This is a genomic window from Advenella incenata, assembly GCF_004217095.1.
In the GTDB taxonomy this organism is placed as follows: domain Bacteria; phylum Pseudomonadota; class Gammaproteobacteria; order Burkholderiales; family Burkholderiaceae_B; genus Advenella; species Advenella incenata.
The window spans coordinates 115,929-136,341 of the sequence record NZ_SHKO01000003.1 but is presented as its reverse complement, the minus strand read 5'-3'; the positions used below and the strand labels follow the sequence as shown (position 1 = coordinate 136,341).

The 20,413-nt window shown below is 55.7% G+C and carries 17 protein-coding genes; 9 read left to right on the top strand and 8 right to left on the bottom strand.

The window, feature by feature from the left end:
• Positions 1-10 precede the first annotated feature (10 nt).
• The 4 genes from EV681_RS16845 (at position 11) to EV681_RS16830 (ending at position 5,210) form a co-directional block, all read left to right on the top strand.
• Entirely contained in the window at positions 11-829 is an 819-nt protein-coding gene (locus tag EV681_RS16845) for a phosphodiesterase (RefSeq protein WP_242612304.1), read from the top strand.
• 369 nt (positions 830-1,198) lie between these two features.
• Positions 1,199-2,326, top strand: a complete 1,128-nt coding sequence (locus EV681_RS16840; RefSeq protein ID WP_130304697.1) for a metallophosphoesterase — start codon at positions 1,199-1,201, stop codon at positions 2,324-2,326.
• 639 nt (positions 2,327-2,965) lie between these two features.
• On the top strand, positions 2,966-4,339 hold the full coding sequence (locus EV681_RS16835) for an APC family permease (RefSeq protein ID WP_130304696.1): 1,374 nt from the start codon (positions 2,966-2,968) through the stop codon (positions 4,337-4,339).
• 22 nt (positions 4,340-4,361) lie between these two features.
• Positions 4,362-5,210, top strand: coding sequence for an SAM-dependent methyltransferase (locus EV681_RS16830; protein WP_128394972.1), 849 nt, complete (start codon positions 4,362-4,364; stop codon positions 5,208-5,210).
• 73 nt (positions 5,211-5,283) lie between these two features.
• On the opposite strand, the gene EV681_RS16825 is transcribed toward EV681_RS16830, so the two are convergent.
• The 4 genes from EV681_RS16825 to EV681_RS16810 form a co-directional block, all read right to left on the bottom strand.
• A complete protein-coding gene (locus EV681_RS16825) occupies positions 5,284-6,252 on the bottom strand; it encodes a D-2-hydroxyacid dehydrogenase family protein (protein WP_128394973.1) in 969 nt (322 codons plus the stop codon).
• Positions 6,253-6,264: 12 nt separating this feature from the next.
• Positions 6,265-7,632 (bottom strand): MmgE/PrpD family protein, encoded by a 1,368-nt coding sequence (locus EV681_RS16820; protein ID WP_128394974.1) that lies wholly within the window; start codon positions 7,630-7,632, stop codon positions 6,265-6,267.
• A gap of 64 nt (positions 7,633-7,696) precedes the next feature.
• Entirely contained in the window at positions 7,697-8,674 is a 978-nt protein-coding gene (locus tag EV681_RS16815; RefSeq protein ID WP_128394975.1) for a Bug family tripartite tricarboxylate transporter substrate binding protein, read from the bottom strand.
• Between the two features lie 125 nt (positions 8,675-8,799).
• Positions 8,800-9,498, bottom strand: a complete 699-nt coding sequence (locus EV681_RS16810) for a GntR family transcriptional regulator (protein ID WP_128394976.1) — start codon at positions 9,496-9,498, stop codon at positions 8,800-8,802.
• 201 nt (positions 9,499-9,699) lie between these two features.
• On the opposite strand from EV681_RS16810, the gene EV681_RS16805 reads away from it, so the two are divergent.
• Positions 9,700-10,536, top strand: coding sequence for an isocitrate lyase/PEP mutase family protein (locus EV681_RS16805; RefSeq protein ID WP_130304695.1), 837 nt, complete (start codon positions 9,700-9,702; stop codon positions 10,534-10,536).
• Between the two features lie 126 nt (positions 10,537-10,662).
• On the opposite strand, the gene EV681_RS16800 is transcribed toward EV681_RS16805, so the two are convergent.
• Together EV681_RS16800 and EV681_RS16795 are read right to left on the bottom strand one after the other, a co-directional pair.
• Positions 10,663-11,625 carry a M14 family metallopeptidase gene (locus EV681_RS16800; RefSeq protein WP_128394978.1) on the bottom strand — a complete coding sequence of 321 codons (963 nt, stop codon included), beginning with the start codon at positions 11,623-11,625 and terminating at the stop codon, positions 10,663-10,665.
• Complete coding sequence (locus tag EV681_RS16795) at positions 11,622-12,629, bottom strand: Bug family tripartite tricarboxylate transporter substrate binding protein (protein WP_128394979.1); 1,008 nt, start codon at positions 12,627-12,629, stop codon at positions 11,622-11,624. Before EV681_RS16795 ends, EV681_RS16800 begins: the two co-directional genes overlap by 4 nt.
• A gap of 175 nt (positions 12,630-12,804) precedes the next feature.
• Here EV681_RS16795 and EV681_RS16790 point away from each other — a divergent pair, with 175 nt between their 5' ends.
• Positions 12,805-13,710, top strand: a complete 906-nt coding sequence (locus EV681_RS16790; RefSeq protein WP_128394980.1) for a LysR family transcriptional regulator — start codon at positions 12,805-12,807, stop codon at positions 13,708-13,710.
• A 5-nt stretch (positions 13,711-13,715) separates the two neighbouring features.
• On the opposite strand, the gene EV681_RS16785 is transcribed toward EV681_RS16790, so the two are convergent.
• On the bottom strand, positions 13,716-15,374 hold the full coding sequence (locus EV681_RS16785; protein ID WP_242612303.1) for a 3-(methylthio)propionyl-CoA ligase: 1,659 nt from the start codon (positions 15,372-15,374) through the stop codon (positions 13,716-13,718).
• A gap of 291 nt (positions 15,375-15,665) precedes the next feature.
• A complete protein-coding gene (gene ada, locus EV681_RS16780) occupies positions 15,666-16,745 on the bottom strand; it encodes a bifunctional DNA-binding transcriptional regulator/O6-methylguanine-DNA methyltransferase Ada (RefSeq protein ID WP_128394981.1) in 1,080 nt (359 codons plus the stop codon).
• Positions 16,746-17,032: 287 nt separating this feature from the next.
• Between ada and araD the strand changes: the two genes are divergently transcribed.
• From araD to EV681_RS16765, 3 genes are all read left to right on the top strand, one after another.
• A complete protein-coding gene (araD, locus tag EV681_RS16775) occupies positions 17,033-18,766 on the top strand; it encodes an L-arabinonate dehydratase (RefSeq protein ID WP_128394982.1) in 1,734 nt (577 codons plus the stop codon).
• Positions 18,767-18,779: 13 nt separating this feature from the next.
• Positions 18,780-19,496, top strand: a complete 717-nt coding sequence (locus EV681_RS16770) for a ribonuclease activity regulator RraA (protein ID WP_128394983.1) — start codon at positions 18,780-18,782, stop codon at positions 19,494-19,496.
• Positions 19,497-19,685: 189 nt separating this feature from the next.
• Positions 19,686-20,405, top strand: coding sequence for a GntR family transcriptional regulator (locus EV681_RS16765; protein WP_128394984.1), 720 nt, complete (start codon positions 19,686-19,688; stop codon positions 20,403-20,405).
• Positions 20,406-20,413: the final 8 nt, after the last annotated feature.

The window sequence follows — 20,413 nt, the reverse complement described above, 5'->3', positions numbered from 1 at the left end:
TATGACAATCATGAAATTTATCCATTTGACTGATACGCATCTGGTTGCTGATGCCGGTGTTCTGTATGGCACCAATCCAAAGCAACGCCTGCAACAAGCCGTAACGCATATGCTCGCGCACCAACCCGATGCGCAGGCCGTTGTTATTACCGGCGACCTCACGCACTATGGGCACGCCCAGGCATACGTCCATTTGCGCGAATGTCTCGCGCCATTGACCATGCCGGTGTACCCCATCCTGGGCAATCACGATAGCCGGCAGGAGTTCCGCCATCACTTTGCTCATATCGATACCGACGAAAACGGTTTTGTTCAATATGCCCGTGATTTCGGCTCATACCTTGCCTTGTTTCTCGATACCAACGAACCGGGCGTTCATTGGGGCGTCTATTGCGAGATCCGGGCCAATTGGCTGCGCGCACGCTTGGCCGAATCGAGCAAACCTGTGCTGCTGTTCATGCATCATCCGTTCTTTCCAATAGGCATTCGCAGTATGGATGCACTTTCACTACTGGACACCGCAGCTTTTTTCGGTGCGATTGAAGGTTTTGAACATCGCATCCGCCAGGTCTTTTTCGGCCACATCCATCGGCCTATTTGTGGAACGTTCCGAGGCATGGGATATTCAACCCTGAAGGGCACCAATCATCAGGTGGCGCTTGACCTGCATGGCGATGAAAGCTGCATCCATGGCAGTCATGAGCAACCTCAGTACGGCGTGGTGCTGCTCAATGAAGCACAAGTCCTGATTCATGCAGAGGATTTCCTTGACTGCGACCGGCGCTATCGCCTGCATGAAATGGCCGACGATACCACCGCTACCGCCTGATCACAGCACAGCCGTGCTCCTGAACACAAGGCCAGGTAACACGCAGGCATATGTGTAGTTAGCATGTTTGTATATACCTCATGGGTATATACAAACAGCTATCCCATCCAAGACAGTTAACACCAGGCCCATGCATCCGCCTGGGGTGTGGCGGCTGACACACCGGGCATGCCAATCATGATTGAAACGGTCTGCCTATTTACGGTAAACACGCCAGTCAGGCTCTGCGCTTGCGTATAATACGATCTCCATTCATGTCGTCCATCGCTGTCAGCACCGGCTGATCATGACGATTGAAATCGGTGTCTGGTTTAATATAGGCCAGTGCCGCATCCGTGAATCCACAATAACTTCAACAGGAATTTCCCCGTGCTCCATATTATTATGGCGGTCATTGGTCTATACGTCAGCGCGCGCGGCATCTGGCCGCTTTCGCTGAACCTGACCACCAAAATCGTATTGACCCTTGCCGTCCTTTGCGTCGCCGAACATCATCTGATCACCCGAACCTGGTTTGGCTCCATGGCCTCGCCGGAAATCCCTGCTGCGGTATTGATGCTGCTGGGGTGGTTATTTGGCACGATACTGCTGCTGGGCTTTTTCATTCTTATAAAAGACCTGCTGGGAATGGTGGCCTACCCTGTATCAGCCGCCACCGGCCGTGTGCTGCTGGCCTCGCCGCGGCTACTTGTCGCCATTACCGTTATCACCCTTGTGATAGCCGCTATCGGCGTCTGGAACGCAGTGAAGATCCCGAAAGTAAAAACGATTGAAATTGCGTTGCCCAACCTGCCCGCAGCCTTTGATGGCTTTCGTATTGTTCAATTAACCGATTTGCACGCCAGTCGCCTGCTGCAGCGGCCGTGGATGGCCGCCGTCGTTGACCGGGCCAATGCCCTGGAACCGGATCTGATGGTCATCACGGGTGACATGGTCGATGGCTCACCACAGGCCAGGGCAGACGACGTCAAGCCGCTGCAATCGCTGACGGCCAAATACGGCGTACTGGCCATACCAGGAAACCACGAATATTATTCCGGCTATCAAAGCTGGCTGGCGGCATTCAACGAGCTCGGGCTACGCATGCTTATTAACCAGCACGTTATTATCACCCACGAAAATCAGCAGATTGTGGTGGCCGGCATCACCGATCACGCGGCCGCTCGCTTTGGCCTTCCCGATCCGGATATCGCTGCTGCCCTGGAACAGGCGCCGGCAAACCAGACCATCATCCTGCTGGCCCACCGCCCGATGGGTGCCTCCGCCCATGCGCAAGCCGGCGTGTCGCTGCAACTGTCCGGGCACACGCATGGCGGCCAGATTTTAGGCGCGCACGTGCTCACCAAAATGGCCAACGACGGGTTCGTCAATGGCTTATATGATGTGGATGCCATGAAAATGTATGTAAGCATGGGGACAGGACTGTGGAACGGGTTTCCAATTCGACTGGGACGCCCATCCGAGATCACGCAGATCGTGCTTCGAACCAAAAGCTGAACAACACCAGGTTCAAACAATCCGTCGGCTGGCCGGGCACATGCAGTACATGCCTGGCCATATCGGCACCCCCTGCCGATACAAGAGAAGCATACTCCTTGCAGAGCAGAGTCCATCAGAGCGCAAATAAAAGCATTGATCAATCTGCTCAATAACCTGTCGTCCATCCCGGACAGCGTTAACGATGTCTCCTCGCCTTGCGCAATCACCTTCTCGAGCTATCACAGACGTGAACTGCACGCTGACAAAGTCCGGCCCTGACCTGCCGCACCCCGAGTCTTTTCGTTATAACCTCGCCATAAAGCACAGAAATCACTTTTGTGTTTTTCAAAAAAAATTACACCGCCTTGTCATTATTTTTATGGTAAAGTAATTTTCAGCTGGTTGTAAGATTTGATATTTTGATTCCGCCAGTCGCCTACCGGCGGATCCATCATTGCCGGTTAGTCAGCGTTAAGCGCTGCCCTGCCGGGCATAATGCCCAAGCCGCGCCGACCATGCCCATTCTGCCCATCTCCTTTGACGGGACAGTATCTGCGGCACCCTTTGCAGCACCTCGATATCCAGACGCCACAACGTATTTGCCACGCAGCATGCAGCTTTGTTTGACATTTTTTTGTTTGACAGCAAGGGATTCAGATGACCGATCACAGCCAGAACCAGGCCAGACCACAGCCCCAGCTTTCTGTTTTTGACGCCGTCACTATTGTTGTCGGGCTGGTCGTGGGTATCGGCATCTTCCGTACGCCCTCGATTGTCGCGGCCAATGTCACCCACGAATGGCTGTTTATCCTTGTCTGGATTGTTGGCGGACTTATCACACTTGTGGGTGCGCTGTGCTACGCCGAACTGTCTGCGGCGCATCCTCATGCCGGTGGTGAATACCATTTCCTGTCGCGCGCCTACGGTCGCTCCGTTGCCATGATGTTCGGCTGGGCACGCTGCACGGTGATCCAGACTGGTGCTATCGCGGCGGTTGCCTTCATGCTTGGCGACTACCTGGCGCAAATCGTTCCGCTGGGGCCATACGGCCCTTCCCTCTATGCGGCTATATCGGTTATTGTCCTGACCGGGGTCAATTTCATAGGCACCACCGAAGGCAAGAACCTGCAGATAATCGTCACCTTCATCGAAATTGCAGCGGTCGCCGCCATCATCCTGTTTGGTCTTCTGGGCTCTGGTCAGGCGCCGGCAACAACGCAATCCGCCGCCCCGGAAACCGCGGCCCTTGGCATGGCCATGATATTCGTGTTGCTCACCTATGGGGGCTGGAACGAAGCGGCCTATTTGACCGGTGAACTCAAGGATGCACCGCGCAACATTGCCAAAGTGCTCATGTTGGGCACCCTGATTCTGGTGACGCTTTATGTATTGACCAATCTGGCGCTGCTCTCGATTCTGGGCCTGGAGGGCCTTCGCGCATCTAATGCCGTTGCCGCAGATATGATGTACGTGGTCGCTGGCGAACCCGGCCGGATTGCGGTAACCCTGGCCATTATCGTCGCGGCGATATCCACCCTGAATGCAACCATATTTACCGGCGCCCGGGTTTTTTATGTGATGGCGCGCGACATGACCATACTCAAGTGGGTTGCGATCTGGGACAGCCGCGGCAAAACCCCGGCCAACGGCCAGGTTCTGCAAGGCACCGTTGCCCTGGCGCTCATTGCCCTGGGAGCCATCACCCGTGATGGTTTCAAGGCCATGGTGGACTATACAGCACCGGTGTTCTGGGCTTTCATGCTGCTGGTCGGGCTGTCGCTGTTCGTGCTTCGCCGGCGCTATCCAGAGCGCGTGCTGCCCTACAAGGTGCCCTTGTACCCCATCACTCCCATTCTGTTTTGCCTGACCTGCCTGTACATGTTCTACGCCAGCGTCGTATACACGGGCGTGGCTGCGCTGATCGGCCTGGGCGTGCTGGCCGCGGGCGCTCCCATTCTCCTGTTCCGGATCAAAGACGATCAGGAGCCGGACAGCCCGCAAGCACAAACTGAAATCACCGCTTTGAAGTAAACACATCAACAGGAGAGAATCGATGACTATGCCTGCAAAACCCCTGGTCGCTGCGATACTATTCACCATGATGGTGAGCACACCTCTTGCGGCACAAACCGCGCCCACTACCTCCGACCAAAACGCGGCCTCTGAAAAATACACGCCATCTGTCGGGCAACAGGGCAAGGACGTCGTATGGGTGCCGACATCACAGGCGCTGGTGGACCGCATGCTGCAAATGGCCCAGTTGACTGCTGATGACCGGCTGGTTGATCTGGGCTCGGGCGATGGCCGGCTGGTTATCACCGCGGCCAAGCGCGGCGCGGTCTCGCGCGGAATCGAGTTCAACCCGGACCTGGTTGCCATATCAAAACAGGCGGCACAAGCCGAAGGCGTAACACAGCGTGCGACCTTCGAACAGGCAGATATCTTCGAATCGGATTTTTCAGATGCCTCTGTCGTCACCCTTTTCCTGTTACCCAGCCTGAATCTGCGCTTGCGTCCGACCCTGCTGGACATGAAACCCGGCACGCGGGTGGTTTCCAATTCATTTGCAATGGAGGCATGGGAGCCTGACGAAACAGTCGAAGTCAAAGAGAACTGCACCAATTACTGCCATGCCTACAAATGGATCGTTCCGGCCAAGGTTGCCGGCACCTGGAAAATAGGCGAGCGCGAGCTTGAATTGAAGCAAACATTCCAGATGCTGGACGGAACGCTGAGCGACGGCGCCAACCAACGACGCATCAGCAATGCTCGCCTGAACGGGGCGAATATTACCTTTTCAGTCGATGGTCAGACCTACTCTGGCAAAGTTGAGAATAAACAAATGCGCGGAACGATAAACGGCAAATCTGACTGGACAGCGCGCCTGGTATCCATGCAGTAAGAGGCGACTTGCCGAACCCAGCAGCCTGCACCTGCCCGGCATGCAGTGCAGGTCGCTTCCTGATCAAAGCCGGTTATGCATTGCCCTGTTGCAATAGATGGGCTTCCAACTGTTGTTGTACACCCACTGCAAAATTGTGGACGACTTCATCACACAAGAAACCGACATGCGGTGTCAATAACATGTTGGGCATGCTCAATAATGGATGGTCGGGCGCCAGCGGCTCATGGTCAAATACATCCAGAGCACAATAGGCAATACGTTTGTGCTGCAAAGCATGCACCAGCGCGTCCGTATCAATGAGTTCGGCGCGCGAGGTATTGACCAGGATCGCACCAGCGTGCATCCAGCCAAGGCGCTCAGCGTTCAGCAAGTGACGCGTCGGCTCCGATGGCACCAGGTGCAGGCTGACCACCAGCGACGTTTCGAGCAGCTCTTGCAACGACACTGCCTGTACGCCATGTTCAGCGGCGCGTTCTGCAGTCATGTTCGGGCTCCACGACACAACCTGCATACCAAACACTTTGCCGATGGCCGCTACACGCTGGCCAATCTGACCCAAACCGATCAGCCCAAGCCGCTTACCTTCCATGACAGGCGGCATAAAGGCGCTGACATCAGGATTGCGCCAGCGGCTGTTTGACGCAGACAATGCCGATTGAGGCACACGCTTGACCGCAGCCAGAATCAGCGCCCAGGTATGTTCGCACGTGCTGGCCTTGGACGGCCCCCATGCGGTATGACCGACAGATATACCGGCCTGCTTTGCGGCCTCGGTATCCAGGGTGCGATTGCGCGCGCCGGTGCTAATGATTCGTTGCAAACCAGGCAGCCGGGCAATCAAATCGGCGTCAACTGGCGTTCGGTCGCGGAATACAACAAGCACCTGGGCCGATGCGAGCGCAGCAGGCAAGTCGTATCTGCGTAGACTTGTATTGTGAATGATCACGTTTGCCTGCGACCGTATTGCCCGCCAGTCTACGCGGTCGCGCAAGACATTTTCCCAGTCATCCAAAACAACAATAGTCGGTTTGCTATTCATACCCGAACCTGCTCAGCTTGCCTGCGCGACGAGCGCACGCACGTCGCCTGCATCAGACAGACTCCAGCACTGCTGTATCAGACTGCGGGTTTTTTTTGCCCCAAGAACCGGAACGGACATGGCCGTAAACTTGGCCATCAGATCCTCATCGGTCATTGGACGCTGCAGCGATCCAATGGCATGGTCCACGCGTATGTGCACGCTCTTGCCATCCTTGAGTGTGGCCGTGGCTTCGACCGCCGCTTCATCAATCGTGTCGTCCACAATGGCAACGACTTTGCGACGTGTTGCCACAACGTCTTCCCGATTGACAATCGCGTCGTCATACTCCTCTTCGGACGCCCTGCCGAAAATCAGACCGGCGGCACAACCGTGATAAACACTGAACTTGCCCTGCAGACCATCTGCCGGCTCTTTTTTCCCAGTCAGTTCAAGCACCAGTGAATGAACCCGCAAGTCCAGGCGCACCAGATTATCTGCAGTCACACCCTGCCCTCTGAGCTGCACGCATGCATCAATGCTGGGATGAATCACGATACCGCAGGCAAAGGGCTTATATGCATTGAAGGAAATTTCAAAACGCTGACCAAGTTCATCGGTAATTTCATTCCAGTCGAACTTTGTCGATACCACCTGCGCAAAGCCCCTGGGTGCTTCAATCGCACGCGGGCTGGCTGTAAATCCCTCACGCGCCAGCAAGGCCGACATTAAGCCCGCCCGTGCAGCACCACCAGGGTGAAAGGGCTTGGTCATGGTGCCGAATTGCTCGCGCAGCCCAACCGGTTGCGAAGCTGCAATACCCAATGCCATTGTCGTCTTGTCTGTGTCCAGGCCAAGCAGCCGTGCGCAAGCTGCGGCAGCACCAAGGGAGCCGGTAGACCCGGTAATATGCCAACCCCTGTCATAGTGATGAGGATAAATGGTGTTGCCAATGCGACATGCAACATCGATACCCAGTACAACGGCATCGATAAGCTGGCGACCACTTGCGCCGCTCAGCTCTGCCAGCGCCAGCACCGCCGAGCAGACCGGCCCGGCAGGATGAATAATCGTTTTAAGATGCGTGTCGTCAAAATCAAAAAGATGCGATGAAATCCCATTGATGAGGGCGGCATTGGCAATATCCACCCGTTCCTGACGACCTGCGATCATGGCCTGAGTGGCCGGCTCGAGCACTTGTACGGCACGCAGCGCGGCCTGAACAGCCTCGTGTTGCGAAGCACCCACCGCGCATCCAAGCCAGTTTAGAAATGTGCGATGAGCCTCATGCTCCACTGCATCGCTCCAGCCTTTTGATGGATGGGTAGCGACAAACTCCGCAAGAATGCGGGTTACCGCCGGTGCGTTCTGATCTGCTTCAACCTTGGTGTTTACAGCCATGATAGTCCTGATAAAGTTCAATTAAATTATTACAAAAGAAATTAGCCTGGAGTGCGCACCAGGCTCATGCATCCAGCCGTATATTCTGGTCCTGCGCTACTTTCTTCCAGCGTTCAAGATCTTTCTGAACATAGTGTCCAAATTCCTGCGGGCTCATCGGCATCGGCAAAATGGCTTCGATCTGCAGACGCTTTTCCAGCTCGGGCTTGATCAAAACAGCATTAAGCGAATCGTTCAGTATTTTGACAACATCGTCTTTCATTCCCCTGGGGCCCGACACGCCATACCACTGAAGCACGTCATCAAACCCCTTGACGCCCAGCTCCTCGAACGTGGGAATATCCGGAAATCGCACATTACGTTTGTTGCCCGTCAGCGCAATCGCGCGAACGGTTTTTGAAAGCAGATGGGGAACAGCCGCGGCCAGCCCGGGAAACATCGCTTGCGTGCGCGCACCAACCAGGTCCTGAAAGGCGGGCGCAATGCCCTTGTAGGCGATATGCTGGGTTTGCAGGCCGGTATCCTGCTTGAGCAACTCCATCAGCAGGTGAGTCAGTGAGCCGGCACCTGCAGAACCGTAATTGCTCGTGTTATTTCGTTTGAAATAATCTACGAATTCGGCGAACGTGGTAATGGGCAGCTTGGCATCCACGACCAGTACATTAGGTGTGCCGCCGATCATGCCCACTGGCGTAAAATCCTTGAGCGGGTCATAGGATACTTTTCTCGTCGCGGGGCCGGTGCCCAGCGTTGCAACATACCCCTGCATCAGGGTATAGCCATCTGCCGGGGCGCGCGCCGTACGCTGGCACGCAATCACCCCGCCGCCTCCGCCAAGATTTTCAACCACGAAGGTGACGTTGCCCAGCCCTTTGCCCCATTCGCTTGTGGTGGCGCGGGCGACATAGTCACTCCCACCACCGGCTGCGACCGGAACGATATAACTGATGGGTTTGGCGGGATATTTGTCCTGTCCCACGGAAATTGAAGGTAAAGCAATGGCGCCTGCTCCCATACTGAGCAGGAATGAACGACGATCCATGATTTGTCTCCTCCGATATATTTCGGATGTGTTAGTTGTGAAATGCCGGTCTGTGCCGGCAGCAAAGCGCAATATTCAATGTCTGATTAGTAACCTCGGAAAAATATGGACCGTCGCAGTGGAGCTCACATGTCGGCAAGGCGCTTGTGTGCCTTGACAACATGATGCGACAGTAGTTCGGCGCAATGCAGCGCGCCGCCAATATTGTCGGCATCACGCAGCGCCTGCACAATTTCCTTATGCTCGGCATTGGATTTGTGGCGATGATCCGGCGTAGACAGATTCTTGACCCGGGCAAGATGCAGTTTCTGGATCACTTCGCGATAGCTTTTGGCAATTTCACGATTGCCGGCAAATTCGATGAAGTGCCAGTGAAAGTGCAAGTTGGCGTTGTAATACGCTTGCACATTATTTTCCAGATTGGCCTGGTCCATTTGCGCCACGCAGATATCCAGTAAAGCAACCAGAGCCATGCGTCGCTCGGGCGTCAATTGCGCGACCATCTGGCCGGCATGATTGTCCATCAGCGCCCGGAACTGGTACAAATCGTGCACCTCTTCCTCGGACAATTCCCGGATGTAGACACCCGAGTGCTTGCGCGAAACCACCAGCCCCATGCTTTCCAGTTCCCGCAACGCTTCGCGCACCGGCACACGGGATACTTTCATTTGCTCTACCAACTCCGGTTCGCGCAAAGCCTGACCCGGCGTTAACGTTCCCGACATGATCTGATTAAGCAGATAGTCGCGCACCAGCTTGCCCAGTGAAGTGTTCTTGATTCCTTCGAACGTTTCCTGTCCGACCTGCCCATTTAACCAATCCATATCTATTCCCTCAAGTTCGTATAATTGTATACGATTATACGAAAATCAAACCAGGGGATTTCCCTAATATCTACTGTTGATATAACAGCCGTGATGGCATCAGCAACCACACGATAAGGGTGCCCGCCCCAGCCATCGCAGCGTGCTAATATTTGCCAAGAGCCAGTATTCTTCGCTATAGAACAGTAAAACAGGTGTCCAATGACCACAGTGCGCACAACCATCCAGAAGCGTGAAGCTTTTTTTCAATTGCATCAGACCGGCTGCTTCACCATCCCGAATCCCTGGAATATCGGTACCGCAAGGTGCCTGGAGCAGATGGGTTTTGCCGCACTGGCATCGACCAGTTCCGGACATGCCTACGCCAATGGCATGCCCGACGGAACACAGCCGCTGGAGATGGTTCTGGCCCACCTAAGTGAGTTGGCTGCTGCAGTAAATATTCCGCTGAATGCCGATTTCGAAAATGGCTATGCCGATGATATAGAGCAGATGCAGCAAAACATTATCAAGTGTGTTGCGACCGGCGTGGCAGGGCTGTCCATTGAAGACGCACCACAAGGTGGCGCGGATGGTTTGTATGAATTTAACGTGGCAGTCTCGCGCATCAGCGCGGCGCGCGCAGCCATAGACCACACAGGAGAGCGGGTGCTGCTCACGGCCCGGACCGAAGGTTTTATACGTGGCGCACCCGATCTTGAGCAAACCACCCGGCGCATTGCAGCGTTCGTAGAGGCCGGAGCAGACTGCATCTATGCCCCCGGCATAAAAACCGTGGAGCAGATCAGCGCCGTAGTCAAGGCCGCTAATGGCTGCCCCGTCAATATGTTATGCGGTAGCGCGATGGGCATGACAGTCGCCGAGCTTGAGACACTCGGCGTGCGTCGGATCAGCGTAGGCGGCGCGCTGGCGCGCGTGGCCATGGACAGTTTTCTGCGGGTCGCACAGCAGATCGCACAGGAAGGCAGGTTCGACGGCTTTGACGGAATTATTGGCGGCGCGCAACTGGATCGCCAGTTTGCGCGTCAATCCGACTAGCACGATAACGGCACAATGCATACGCCGGCAAAGCCCATACGCCTGCCTTGCATATCAATAACGATTTCGGGTAGCGTGCTATTGCAGCAGCATCGGCATGCGCTACCCTTGCCTGCACCGGTCGGTCTATACCAGTGACGGGACAGCCTGCAGTTCATGCGCAAATCGCACCACAGTCACCCCCACCTTCAACTGACGCAGAGAAGGCATAACCAAAACACAATTGTCATAAGGTGTGACAATAGGCTTGTCGTTATCCTTGCCGATCTGCGTGCCTGCATGCGCAATACACTCCATTCCCTGATATGGCTCGGCAAAAGACAATGATTCTGACGTCGCCACGACCGGCGCAGTTACCTGCAACACCGTTTGCGGCCCTTGTTGCGCGAGCGTCCAGTGGCCTGGCAGGTCGTCCGCCTGAACGATACCTGACTCAATCAGGAAATGTGCCACCACGTTTCGCGCCGTGTCCACCGAAGACGGAGCGCCGTGATACCCGCATTCGATCAGCAACGCCAGCGCCTGCGATTGCGGATCGCCAAATTGAGCGAAGTCACGCATGCGTGTGCCGTCCTTGTGCCCCACATCCATGATCACGTGTTGGGGCACACCCAGCCGTTTTGCCAGATCCACATTGCGTTTCAACATCCCCGTCATCATCAGCGGCGGGCTGGGTTCATGCATGGAATGGATATCAAGCAACCAGTCTGCCGCCTCGACCCATTTTCTAAGCTCAAGCGCCCGCCGGCGCTCCTGCGTGACCGGCTGATCCAATTTGTCACTGGTCCAGACACGGTTCATGTCTTCATCAACAAAACGGGCGGCATCGTGCGCGGCCACATCCAGCGTATCGAATGCAGCCAGATTGCAAAACGCCAGCACCAACCGGCCTTTTTTCGGTCGCAGGCCAGCGGCCAGCAGTTCCTTTAACGCCCAGGCGCCGCAAATTTCATTGCCATGAATCAAGGCCGTGATCAATAGCGTGGGACCGGCATTGCCCGAATCAAACGCCCATACGCCTGGTGTATCGGTATTGCCCAAGCGCTCTGCAGACAAATCCGGTACCGCAATCTCAAACGTTGTATTCATGGCCGCCCCGTTGCAATATGGGCCGTTTCGGCAAGTTTCTTGAATTTATTGTGCTCTGCCTCAAAGAACGAGGCCAGATTGGGCTGTGTGCGCATGACGTTGCTGCCGGTTGTTCGGTATTTCTCTTGAAATGCCGGGTCCGCCAGCACTTGCTGCAGACTGGTCTGCAATTTCGTGACAACCGCTTCGGGCATGCCTTTGGGGCCGAACAGGCCAAACCAGACACTGATATCCATGGCCTTGAGGGCGGGGTTTTCAGCCAGCGCGGCAATATCGGGGGAAAAAGAGGAACGTTTTGCGCTGGTTACGCCGATGGCCGTTATCTGGCCTGACTGTATTTGCGGCAACGCCGAAGACAAGGCAAACACGCCCAAAGGAAGACGCCCGCTGGTCAGATCTGTTACCAGGGGGGCAACGCCACGATAAGGCACATGCAAAAACTTGGCTCCGGTTTCGGCGTTGACCATTTCACCTGCCATATGCAACGAGGTTCCTACCCCGGATGAGCCAAAGCTGTAGCTATCCGATTTTCCCGACTTGGCTACCTTGACCAGATCAGCGGTGTTCTTGATATCGGTCGTTTTAGAGGCGGCCAGCACCAATGGCTGATCGCCGATCAGGCCAATGGCCTGCAAATCGGTAATACCGTTATATTTAACCGCTGGATTGACCAGGCTGGCGATCACGATTTCATTGAGCGAGCCCACCAGCAGTGTATAGCCGTCCGGTTTGGCTCGAATCACTTTCTGCGCGCCGATTGTGCCGCCTGCTCCGCCCAGGTTTTCAACCACCACATTGGCGCCTATTTTTTTGGCCAGCGTTTCGGCCACCACCCTGCCGTTAAGATCAACACTGCCGCCGGCCGGATACCCCACCACAATCGTGATGGGGCGATCGGGATATGTCGACGCGGCCAACGCCGCCGGGCCGCTTACTGCCAGCAAGGTAAACGCACACAAGGCACAGGATGCCGTTCGCTTAGCGTTATTACTTAACTTTTTCATGACAATGTCTCCGTTGAAATTTTGATTGCCTCTATACTAAATGCTGAAAAACACTATCATTGTGCTTTTATTGCACAATGACGTGCAAAATAAAACCGCAATGGCCTGTTGCGCAGCCGCGCTATTTCGATCAGGCAGGCACGCTTCGAACCCCTATTGATACGGAGGCTATCCCATGGCAGAAACCAAGCTTCTGAAAGACCTGATCGCCTTATCCAAAACATGCAGCTTTACCAAGGCTGCCGAGTTGCGCAACGTGACCCACCCAGCTTTCAGCCGACGCATCAGGGAGCTGGAACACTGGGCTGGCGCAACGCTGGTTGATCGCAGCAAAATTCCCGTCAGACTCACGCAAGAGGGACGCGAACTGCTGGTGACAGCCGAATACATCGTTGCCAGACTCAACACGGTCAGCAAGAAAATAAAATCACCCGGGCAGGATACAAGCCATGCATTGCGCATTGCGACCGGGCGCTATCTGGCCAGCACGCTGGTGGCGGACTGGGCCTGTGAAATGTCAGATGCCATTAGCAAGGAGCTGTCTGTTGCCGTGTCTGTCCAGATCAGAACCGGCTCAACGCCGGATATGGTCGCCCTGCTGCAACGAGAGGAAGTGGATTTTCTGTGCTGCTACGAGCACCCCAATTTATCGGTCCCGGTCGCGACTGCGAGCTTTCAGTACCTGCAATTGGGTGCAGACCGATTTGTGCCCGTGTGCAGCGCCGACAAATACAGCCAAACGGCCTATGATTTGCTTGACGAATTCACGCCCATTCCTCACGTAACCTATCTCAATACACTTTCACTTCATCATATACTGAGCGACCATCTGCGTGCGAGCAGTTATGCGCTGGCGCCAGTGGCCTATTGCGATTCAGTGGAAGTGGCCTGGGCACTGATTAAAAAAGGCCGTGGTATCGGCTGGCTGCCCTGGTCTGTGGTCGCGCAAGATTGCAAATCAGGCAAACTGCGCGTACTGGGCGGCAGGCAAAACGAAGTGCCTTTCGAAGTCCGGCTTTATCGTTCCAAGGAACCCCTGTCTGTCGCAGCAGAGATGATCTGGGAAAGAACCACGCGCTAACGCGGTTATGCCCGACTTGCCGCAAGTGCGCAATACGCTGTAACCTCGGGCATCTGCCTGATTTTGGATTTGAGCATTTTTCCTGTGGCACCCAACGGAATGGCGTCAACGAATATAACGTCATCCGGTATCTGCCATTTGGCAATCTTGCCTTCATAAAACTGCAGCAGTTCATCTTTATCGAGCGCCATGTGCTCGCGCCTGACGACCACCACAACCGGACGCTCATCCCATTTGCGATGACTGACACCGATGCAGGCAGCCAGTTGCACGGCCGGGTGCGCCATGGCGATGTTTTCGATATCAATCGAGCTGATCCATTCGCCACCGGATTTGATCACATCCTTGCTGCGGTCTGTGATCTGCAGGTAGCCATCGGCGTCGATGGTCGCCACATCTCCTGTGGGAAACCAGCCGTCCACCAATGCTGCATTGTCCTTACCGGGAAAATAGTCACGCACCACCCAGGGCCCCTTGACATACAAATCGCCAAATGTTTTACCGTCCCACGGCAATTCAACAGCATCGTCGCCGACAATTTTGAAATCAATCCCGTACAGCGCCCGTCCCTGCTTGCGCCGCAGTTTCATTTGCTCTTCCTGTGGCAGCATCAGGGATTTATTTTTCAACGTACACAGCGTTCCCAACGGGCTGGTCTCTGTCATGCCCCAGGCATGTATCACCTGGACCCCGTACTGCTCCTGGAACGCTTGTATCATGGCCGGCGGGCACGCCGACCCGCCAATCACGGTGCGCTTGAGGGTGGAAAATTGCAGGCCTTCGCCTTTAACATAATCGAGCAGCATCTGCCATACGGTGGGCACACCGGCAGCGAATGTCACTCCCTCCTGTTGCATCAACTGGTAGACCGATTTTCCATCCAGCTGCGGGCCGGGAAAGACCAGCGTAGCGCCGGTCAATGCCGCTGCATAGGGAATGCCCCAGGCATTGACATGGAACATGGGCACCACGGGCAGGATTACATCCCGAGCCGATATTGCCATGGAGTCGGGCAGCGCTGCACCATAGGCATGCAGCAGCGTTGAACGATGGCTATACATGACCGCTTTCGGATTGCCTGTGGTTCCACTGGTGTAGCACATACTGGAAGCGGCATTCTCGTCAAACTGCGGCCAGCGATAGTCGTCAGATTGTTCTTCAACCCACTGCTCATAACTGATCAGGCCGGGTATCGCACTGTCGGATGGCAGCGCGTCACGGTCGCATAGCGCAACATAATGCCTGATCGTTTGACATTGGCCATGCACTGCCTGCACCAAAGGCAAAAAGCTCAGATCAAAGCATAAGACCTGGTCATCGGCATGATTGGCAATCCATGCAATTTGATCAGGATGCAGGCGCGGGTTAATGGTATGCAGCACCCTGCCCGATCCACTAACACCAAAATAAAGTTCCAGATGGCGGTAACCATTCCAGGCGAGCGTGGCCACCCGCGAAGAAAGTGGCAGGGCCATGGCATCAAGCGCTCTGGCTACCTGGCGGGACCGGCGGGCCACATCGCGCCATTGGTAGCGATGCAAATCGCCCTCAACGCGACGCGAGACAATCTGACCATCAGCATGATGACGCTCGGCATGAGTAATCAACGACGATATCAGCAATGGATGCGGCTGCATCAGGCCCATCTGTATTTCATCTGTCATAAGTCTCTCTCTTTTGGATTTATTCTGTCCACCCTCACGTACGATGATTGCCCAGGCGAACCAATTGCCATATCCACCCAATGCAGCACCCGCTACGCGATTGCTCCTATTACGCGATTATTGTCCCACAATTGTTCAATTATTCAATTGCTGATTCCACGATGACCAGCCCGGGGGTCCACGCGGGCGGCTGCCAATCTCAGCCGCAGATCAAACAACAGCCTTCCGCCCTCACCCTGTATAGCGGTCAATGGCCCCGCCGCAGGATAGCGGCGCGCATCCTGCCACCGGTCACGGCTGTGCGGTCGCTTCCCTTTCCAGTAGCTGGCGCTTGCGTTCTACGCCCCAGCGATAGCCTGAGATATCGCCATCGCGCCTGACCACGCGATGGCAGGGGATGGCAACGGCAATGCGATTGGCGCCACAGGCCTGGGCAACGGCGCGCACAGCAGTGGGCGCGCCGATCCGCTCGGCAATCTGACCGTAACTGACGGTCGTGCCAGCAGGCACGTCTCGTAATGCCTGCCACACCCGCTCCTGAAAAGCCGTACCACGGACATCGAGCGGTAGATTCAAACCCACAGACGGCGCCTCTACAAAACCAATGACCTGCGCCACCAGACGCTCAAAGGCGGCATCGCCCCCAACCAGCTGGGCCCTGGCAAATTGATCCTGCAAGTCGCGCAACAGCATGTCGGGATCATCACCCAGCATAATGGCGCAGATTCCACGGTGGCTTTGCGCCACAAGAATGGCGCCCAGCGAACATTGTCCGATGGCGAAACGGATGACAGCACCCTGCCCGCCAGCCCGATACTCCCCGGCACGCATCCCCAGCAACTGCTCCGATGCTTCGTAAAAGCGGCTGTTGGAATTGAAACCGGCCGTATAGATGGCGTCTGTAATCGATGTGACTGATGATCCCAGCTCATCACGCAGTTTCCTGGCGCGCCAGGCCGATGCATAGGCTTTCGGTGTGACACCGGTTTCAGCCTTGAATACGCGATGAAAATGAAATGGACTCATATTGGCTTGTGCCGCCAGTTCGTCCAGACTCGGTGGCGTTTGCGCCGACTCAATTTGACGACAAGCCCGCTCAACCAGTTCAGCGCGTTCGTTTGCGGCGGCAGTCCGGTCGGCCCGCGCCCGGCGACTGGCGCGATAGCCTGCTGCCTCGGCCTCTTGTGCCGTATCAAAAAAAACGACATTCTTTCGCTGTGGCAGGCGGGCCGAGGAACTGGGACGGCAATACACGCCCGTGGTCTTTACACCATAAACAAATTGTCCGTCCGCTTGCCGATCGCGACTTTGCACGGCCTGCCAGCGAGCTTCGTCGGAAGTAAACTGGGCCTGTGCTTGCGATGATGTCATGATTGATCTCCTGGAAAGATGGCAGTCATGATCAGAATAGAGACCAATTCAATCGCAAGCAATCTTTTTCTTGCGATTGAATTATCAGCAAACGACAGACAGTACCCCCAACGCTCCCGTACGCTCGGTCAGCCACAATTACGAATGCAATAGATAGATGCCGCTGGCAAATTCAACCATGGTCAGCCAGCCAGTTCGGCACTCATCGATATCCCGAATAGACCAACTAATATATTAATGTTTCAATGGGATTGAACTCACTATTTCTGCCCCCAAGGTCATTCACCATGTCAAAACGTACCTATGATTCGCTGCGCAGCGCCCGCTGGTTTGCCCCGGATGATTTGCGCTCTTTCGGACACCGATCCCGCATCATGCAAATGGGCTATGCGCCAGAGGATTGGGAAGGCCGCCCCGTTATTGCCATCCTGAACACCTGGTCGGATATCAACCCTTGCCATTCGCATTTCAAGCAACGGGTGGAGGATGTCAAACGCGGTATTTTCCAGGCCGGAGGCTTCCCCATAGAATTGCCGGCCATCTCCCTGTCGGAAAACTTCGTCAAGCCCACGACCATGCTGTATCGCAATATGCTTGCCATGGAAGCCGAGGAACTGCTGCGCAGCCATCCGGTAGACGGCGCGGTATTGATGGGCGGATGCGATAAAACTACGCCCGGCCTGTTGATGGGTGCCATCAGTGCGGGACTGCCCTGTATTTATTTGCCCGCCGGCCCCATGCTGCGCGGTAACTGGCAAGGAAAAATCCTGGGATCGGGCTCGGATGCGTGGAAGTATTGGGATGAGCGACGCGCCGGCAAAATCAGCAAAACCGAATGGATTGGCGTAGAAGGCGGCATTGCCCGCAGCGCAGGCACATGCATGACCATGGGCACCGCCAGCACGATGACCGCCATTGCCGAATCCATTGGCATGACGCTACCTGGAGCATCATCGATTCCCGCAGTCGACGCCAACCACATTCGCATGGCGGCCGCTTGTGGCCGCCGTATCGTGGACATGGTATGGGAGGATCTCACGCCGGCCCGCATCCTGTCCCGAACCAGTTTTCTGAATGCCATTGCCGTGGCCATGGCCATGGGATGCTCCACCAATGCAGTCATTCATCTGATTGCCATGTCGCGCCGCGCTGGCTGTGATGTCACGCTGGATGACTTTGATACGGCCAGCCGCAAGGTTCCGGTCATTGCCAATGTGCGCCCCAGCGGCAGTACCTATCTGATGGAAGATTTTTATTATGCAGGTGGCCTGCCAGGTCTGATGCGCCGCCTTGGCGACCATGTGCAGGGCGAGACCATGACCGTTACCGGCCAGACGCTGGCCGAAAATATCAAAGACGCGCAAGTGTATAACGACGACGTGATTCGCCCCATGGACAACCCGTTGTATCCCGAGGGCGCACTGGCCGTATTGCGCGGCAATCTGGCGCCGTCCGGTTGCGTAATTAAACCCAGCGCATGCGCGCCGCAGTTCCTGCAGCACACAGGCCCCGCGCTCGTCTTTGATGATTATCCAAGCATGAAAGCAGCGGTGGATGATGAAAACCTGGATGTCACGCCCGACCACATTATGGTATTGCGTAATGCCGGCCCGCTGGGTGGTCCGGGCATGCCTGAATGGGGCATGCTGCCGATTCCGGTCAAGCTGATCAAACAGGGCGTACGCGATATGCTGCGCCTGTCCGATGCGCGCATGAGCGGCACCAGCTACGGCGCCTGTATTTTGCATGTGGCGCCCGAATCCTATGTCGGCGGCAATCTGGCACTGGTGCGCACCGGCGACATGATTACCGTTGATGTTCCAGCCCGTCGCATCCACCTTGAGATAAGCGATGAGGAACTGGCTGCAAGACGAGCAGACTGGATCGCGCCCGAACGCCGCTTCGAACGTGGCTACGGCTGGATGTTCTCGCAGCATATTCTGCAAGCCGATGCCGGTTGTGATTTCGACTTTCTTGAAACCAGCTTCGGCGCCCCCAACAACGAACCCAGCATTTATTGATCAGGAATTCATCATGGCCCTTGACCCACAAGTTCGCAAGCAACTGACAACCGTCAGCACCGCCACGCTTTGTACTGCCTTGTATAAGCGCGGCCTGCGCAATCAGTTCATTCAGGACGTACATCCGCTTAACCCTGATTTGCCGACCATGGTGGGCGAGGCTTACACGCTGCGCTACATTCCGGCACGCGAAGACCTCAACCCCATTACCGTTTTTCAGGACCGCAGCCATCCGCAACGAGTTGCAGTTGATCAGTGCCCGCAAGGCGCTGTGTTGATGATAGACAGCCGCAAGGATGCGCGTGCCGCCTCGGCCGGCTCCATTCTGGTTTCCCGTCTGATGAAGCGCGGTGCGGCCGGTGTGGTCACCGATGGCGGCTTTCGTGACTCACCGGAAATTGCCAAATTGTCTATTGCCGCATATCACCAGCGCCCCTCTGCGCCCACCAATCTTACCCTGCATCAGGCGCTGGACATCAACGTGCCTATCGGCTGCGGCGACGTCGCTGTTTTCCCCGGCGATGTCATCGTCGGCGATGCCGAGGGTGTGGTCGTGATCCCCGCCCATCTGGCGCAAGATATTGCCGCCGAGGCCATAGAAATGACCGCATACGAAGATTTTGTCACCGAAGAGGTACTCAAGGGCCGATCCATTATCGGGCTGTATCCCGCTACCGACGAACAGGCAAAAGCCGATTTTTCCGCCTGGCGACAACGCAACGGCCGATAGCATTTTGAACGTGACAAAATCAGCAGCGCAGGCAAACCGGTCTGCGCACAACACGTACCGCGTACCGTTGATCAACGGCTTGGTTGATCGTCTGCGGCCATACGCGTATGTAATATTGAGCCTTACGCATTTCCATTTCCTATTGCATGGCTATTGCAACGGTCGCATTACCGCCCATCCAAATAAAACATGAGACCGACCACGCCACTTGATCGCAGCCGCCAGGCAGCGCCGCAACTGTACCAGTTACTACGCCAGAAAATCATTGCGCTGGAATGGGCGCCAGGCGCCCTGCTTTCACGCGCCGAACTGGCCGACTGCTATGGGGTTAGTCAGACACCGGTACGCGAAGCATTGCTAAAACTGGCCGCAGAAATGCTGGTGGATATCTATCCTCAGGCATCGACGCGTGTCAGCCTGATTGACATCACGTTGGCCAAACAGGCTCATTTTCTGCGCCAGTCTCTTGAACTGGAACTGGTGCGGGAACTGGCCCAATCACATGAGCCGGGCTTAATCGAATCATTGCAGGCGCTGGTACAGCAACAGGACGCCCTGCGCGCCGCCAAAGATCTGAGCGCTTTCAGCCAGGCCGATACGCAATTTCACCGTATGCTTTATCAGGCGGCAGGAAAAGATGCATTGTGGCATCTGGTGCACAGCAATAGCGGACACCTGGACCGACTGCGTCGCCTGCATCTGCCGGTGTCCGGCAAACTGGAACGCATCATCGGCGATCATCGCCTGATTGTGCAAGCCATTTCCGGCAACGCGCCCGAACAGGCGCAGCAGCGCTTGCGCGAACATTTATCGGGAACGCTTGAATACGTAGAACAGATCCTGCATTCGCACCCGCACTGGATTCGGATAGACAACGAAGCCACGATGAGACCGCCTGCAGATCATTGATCAGGCTG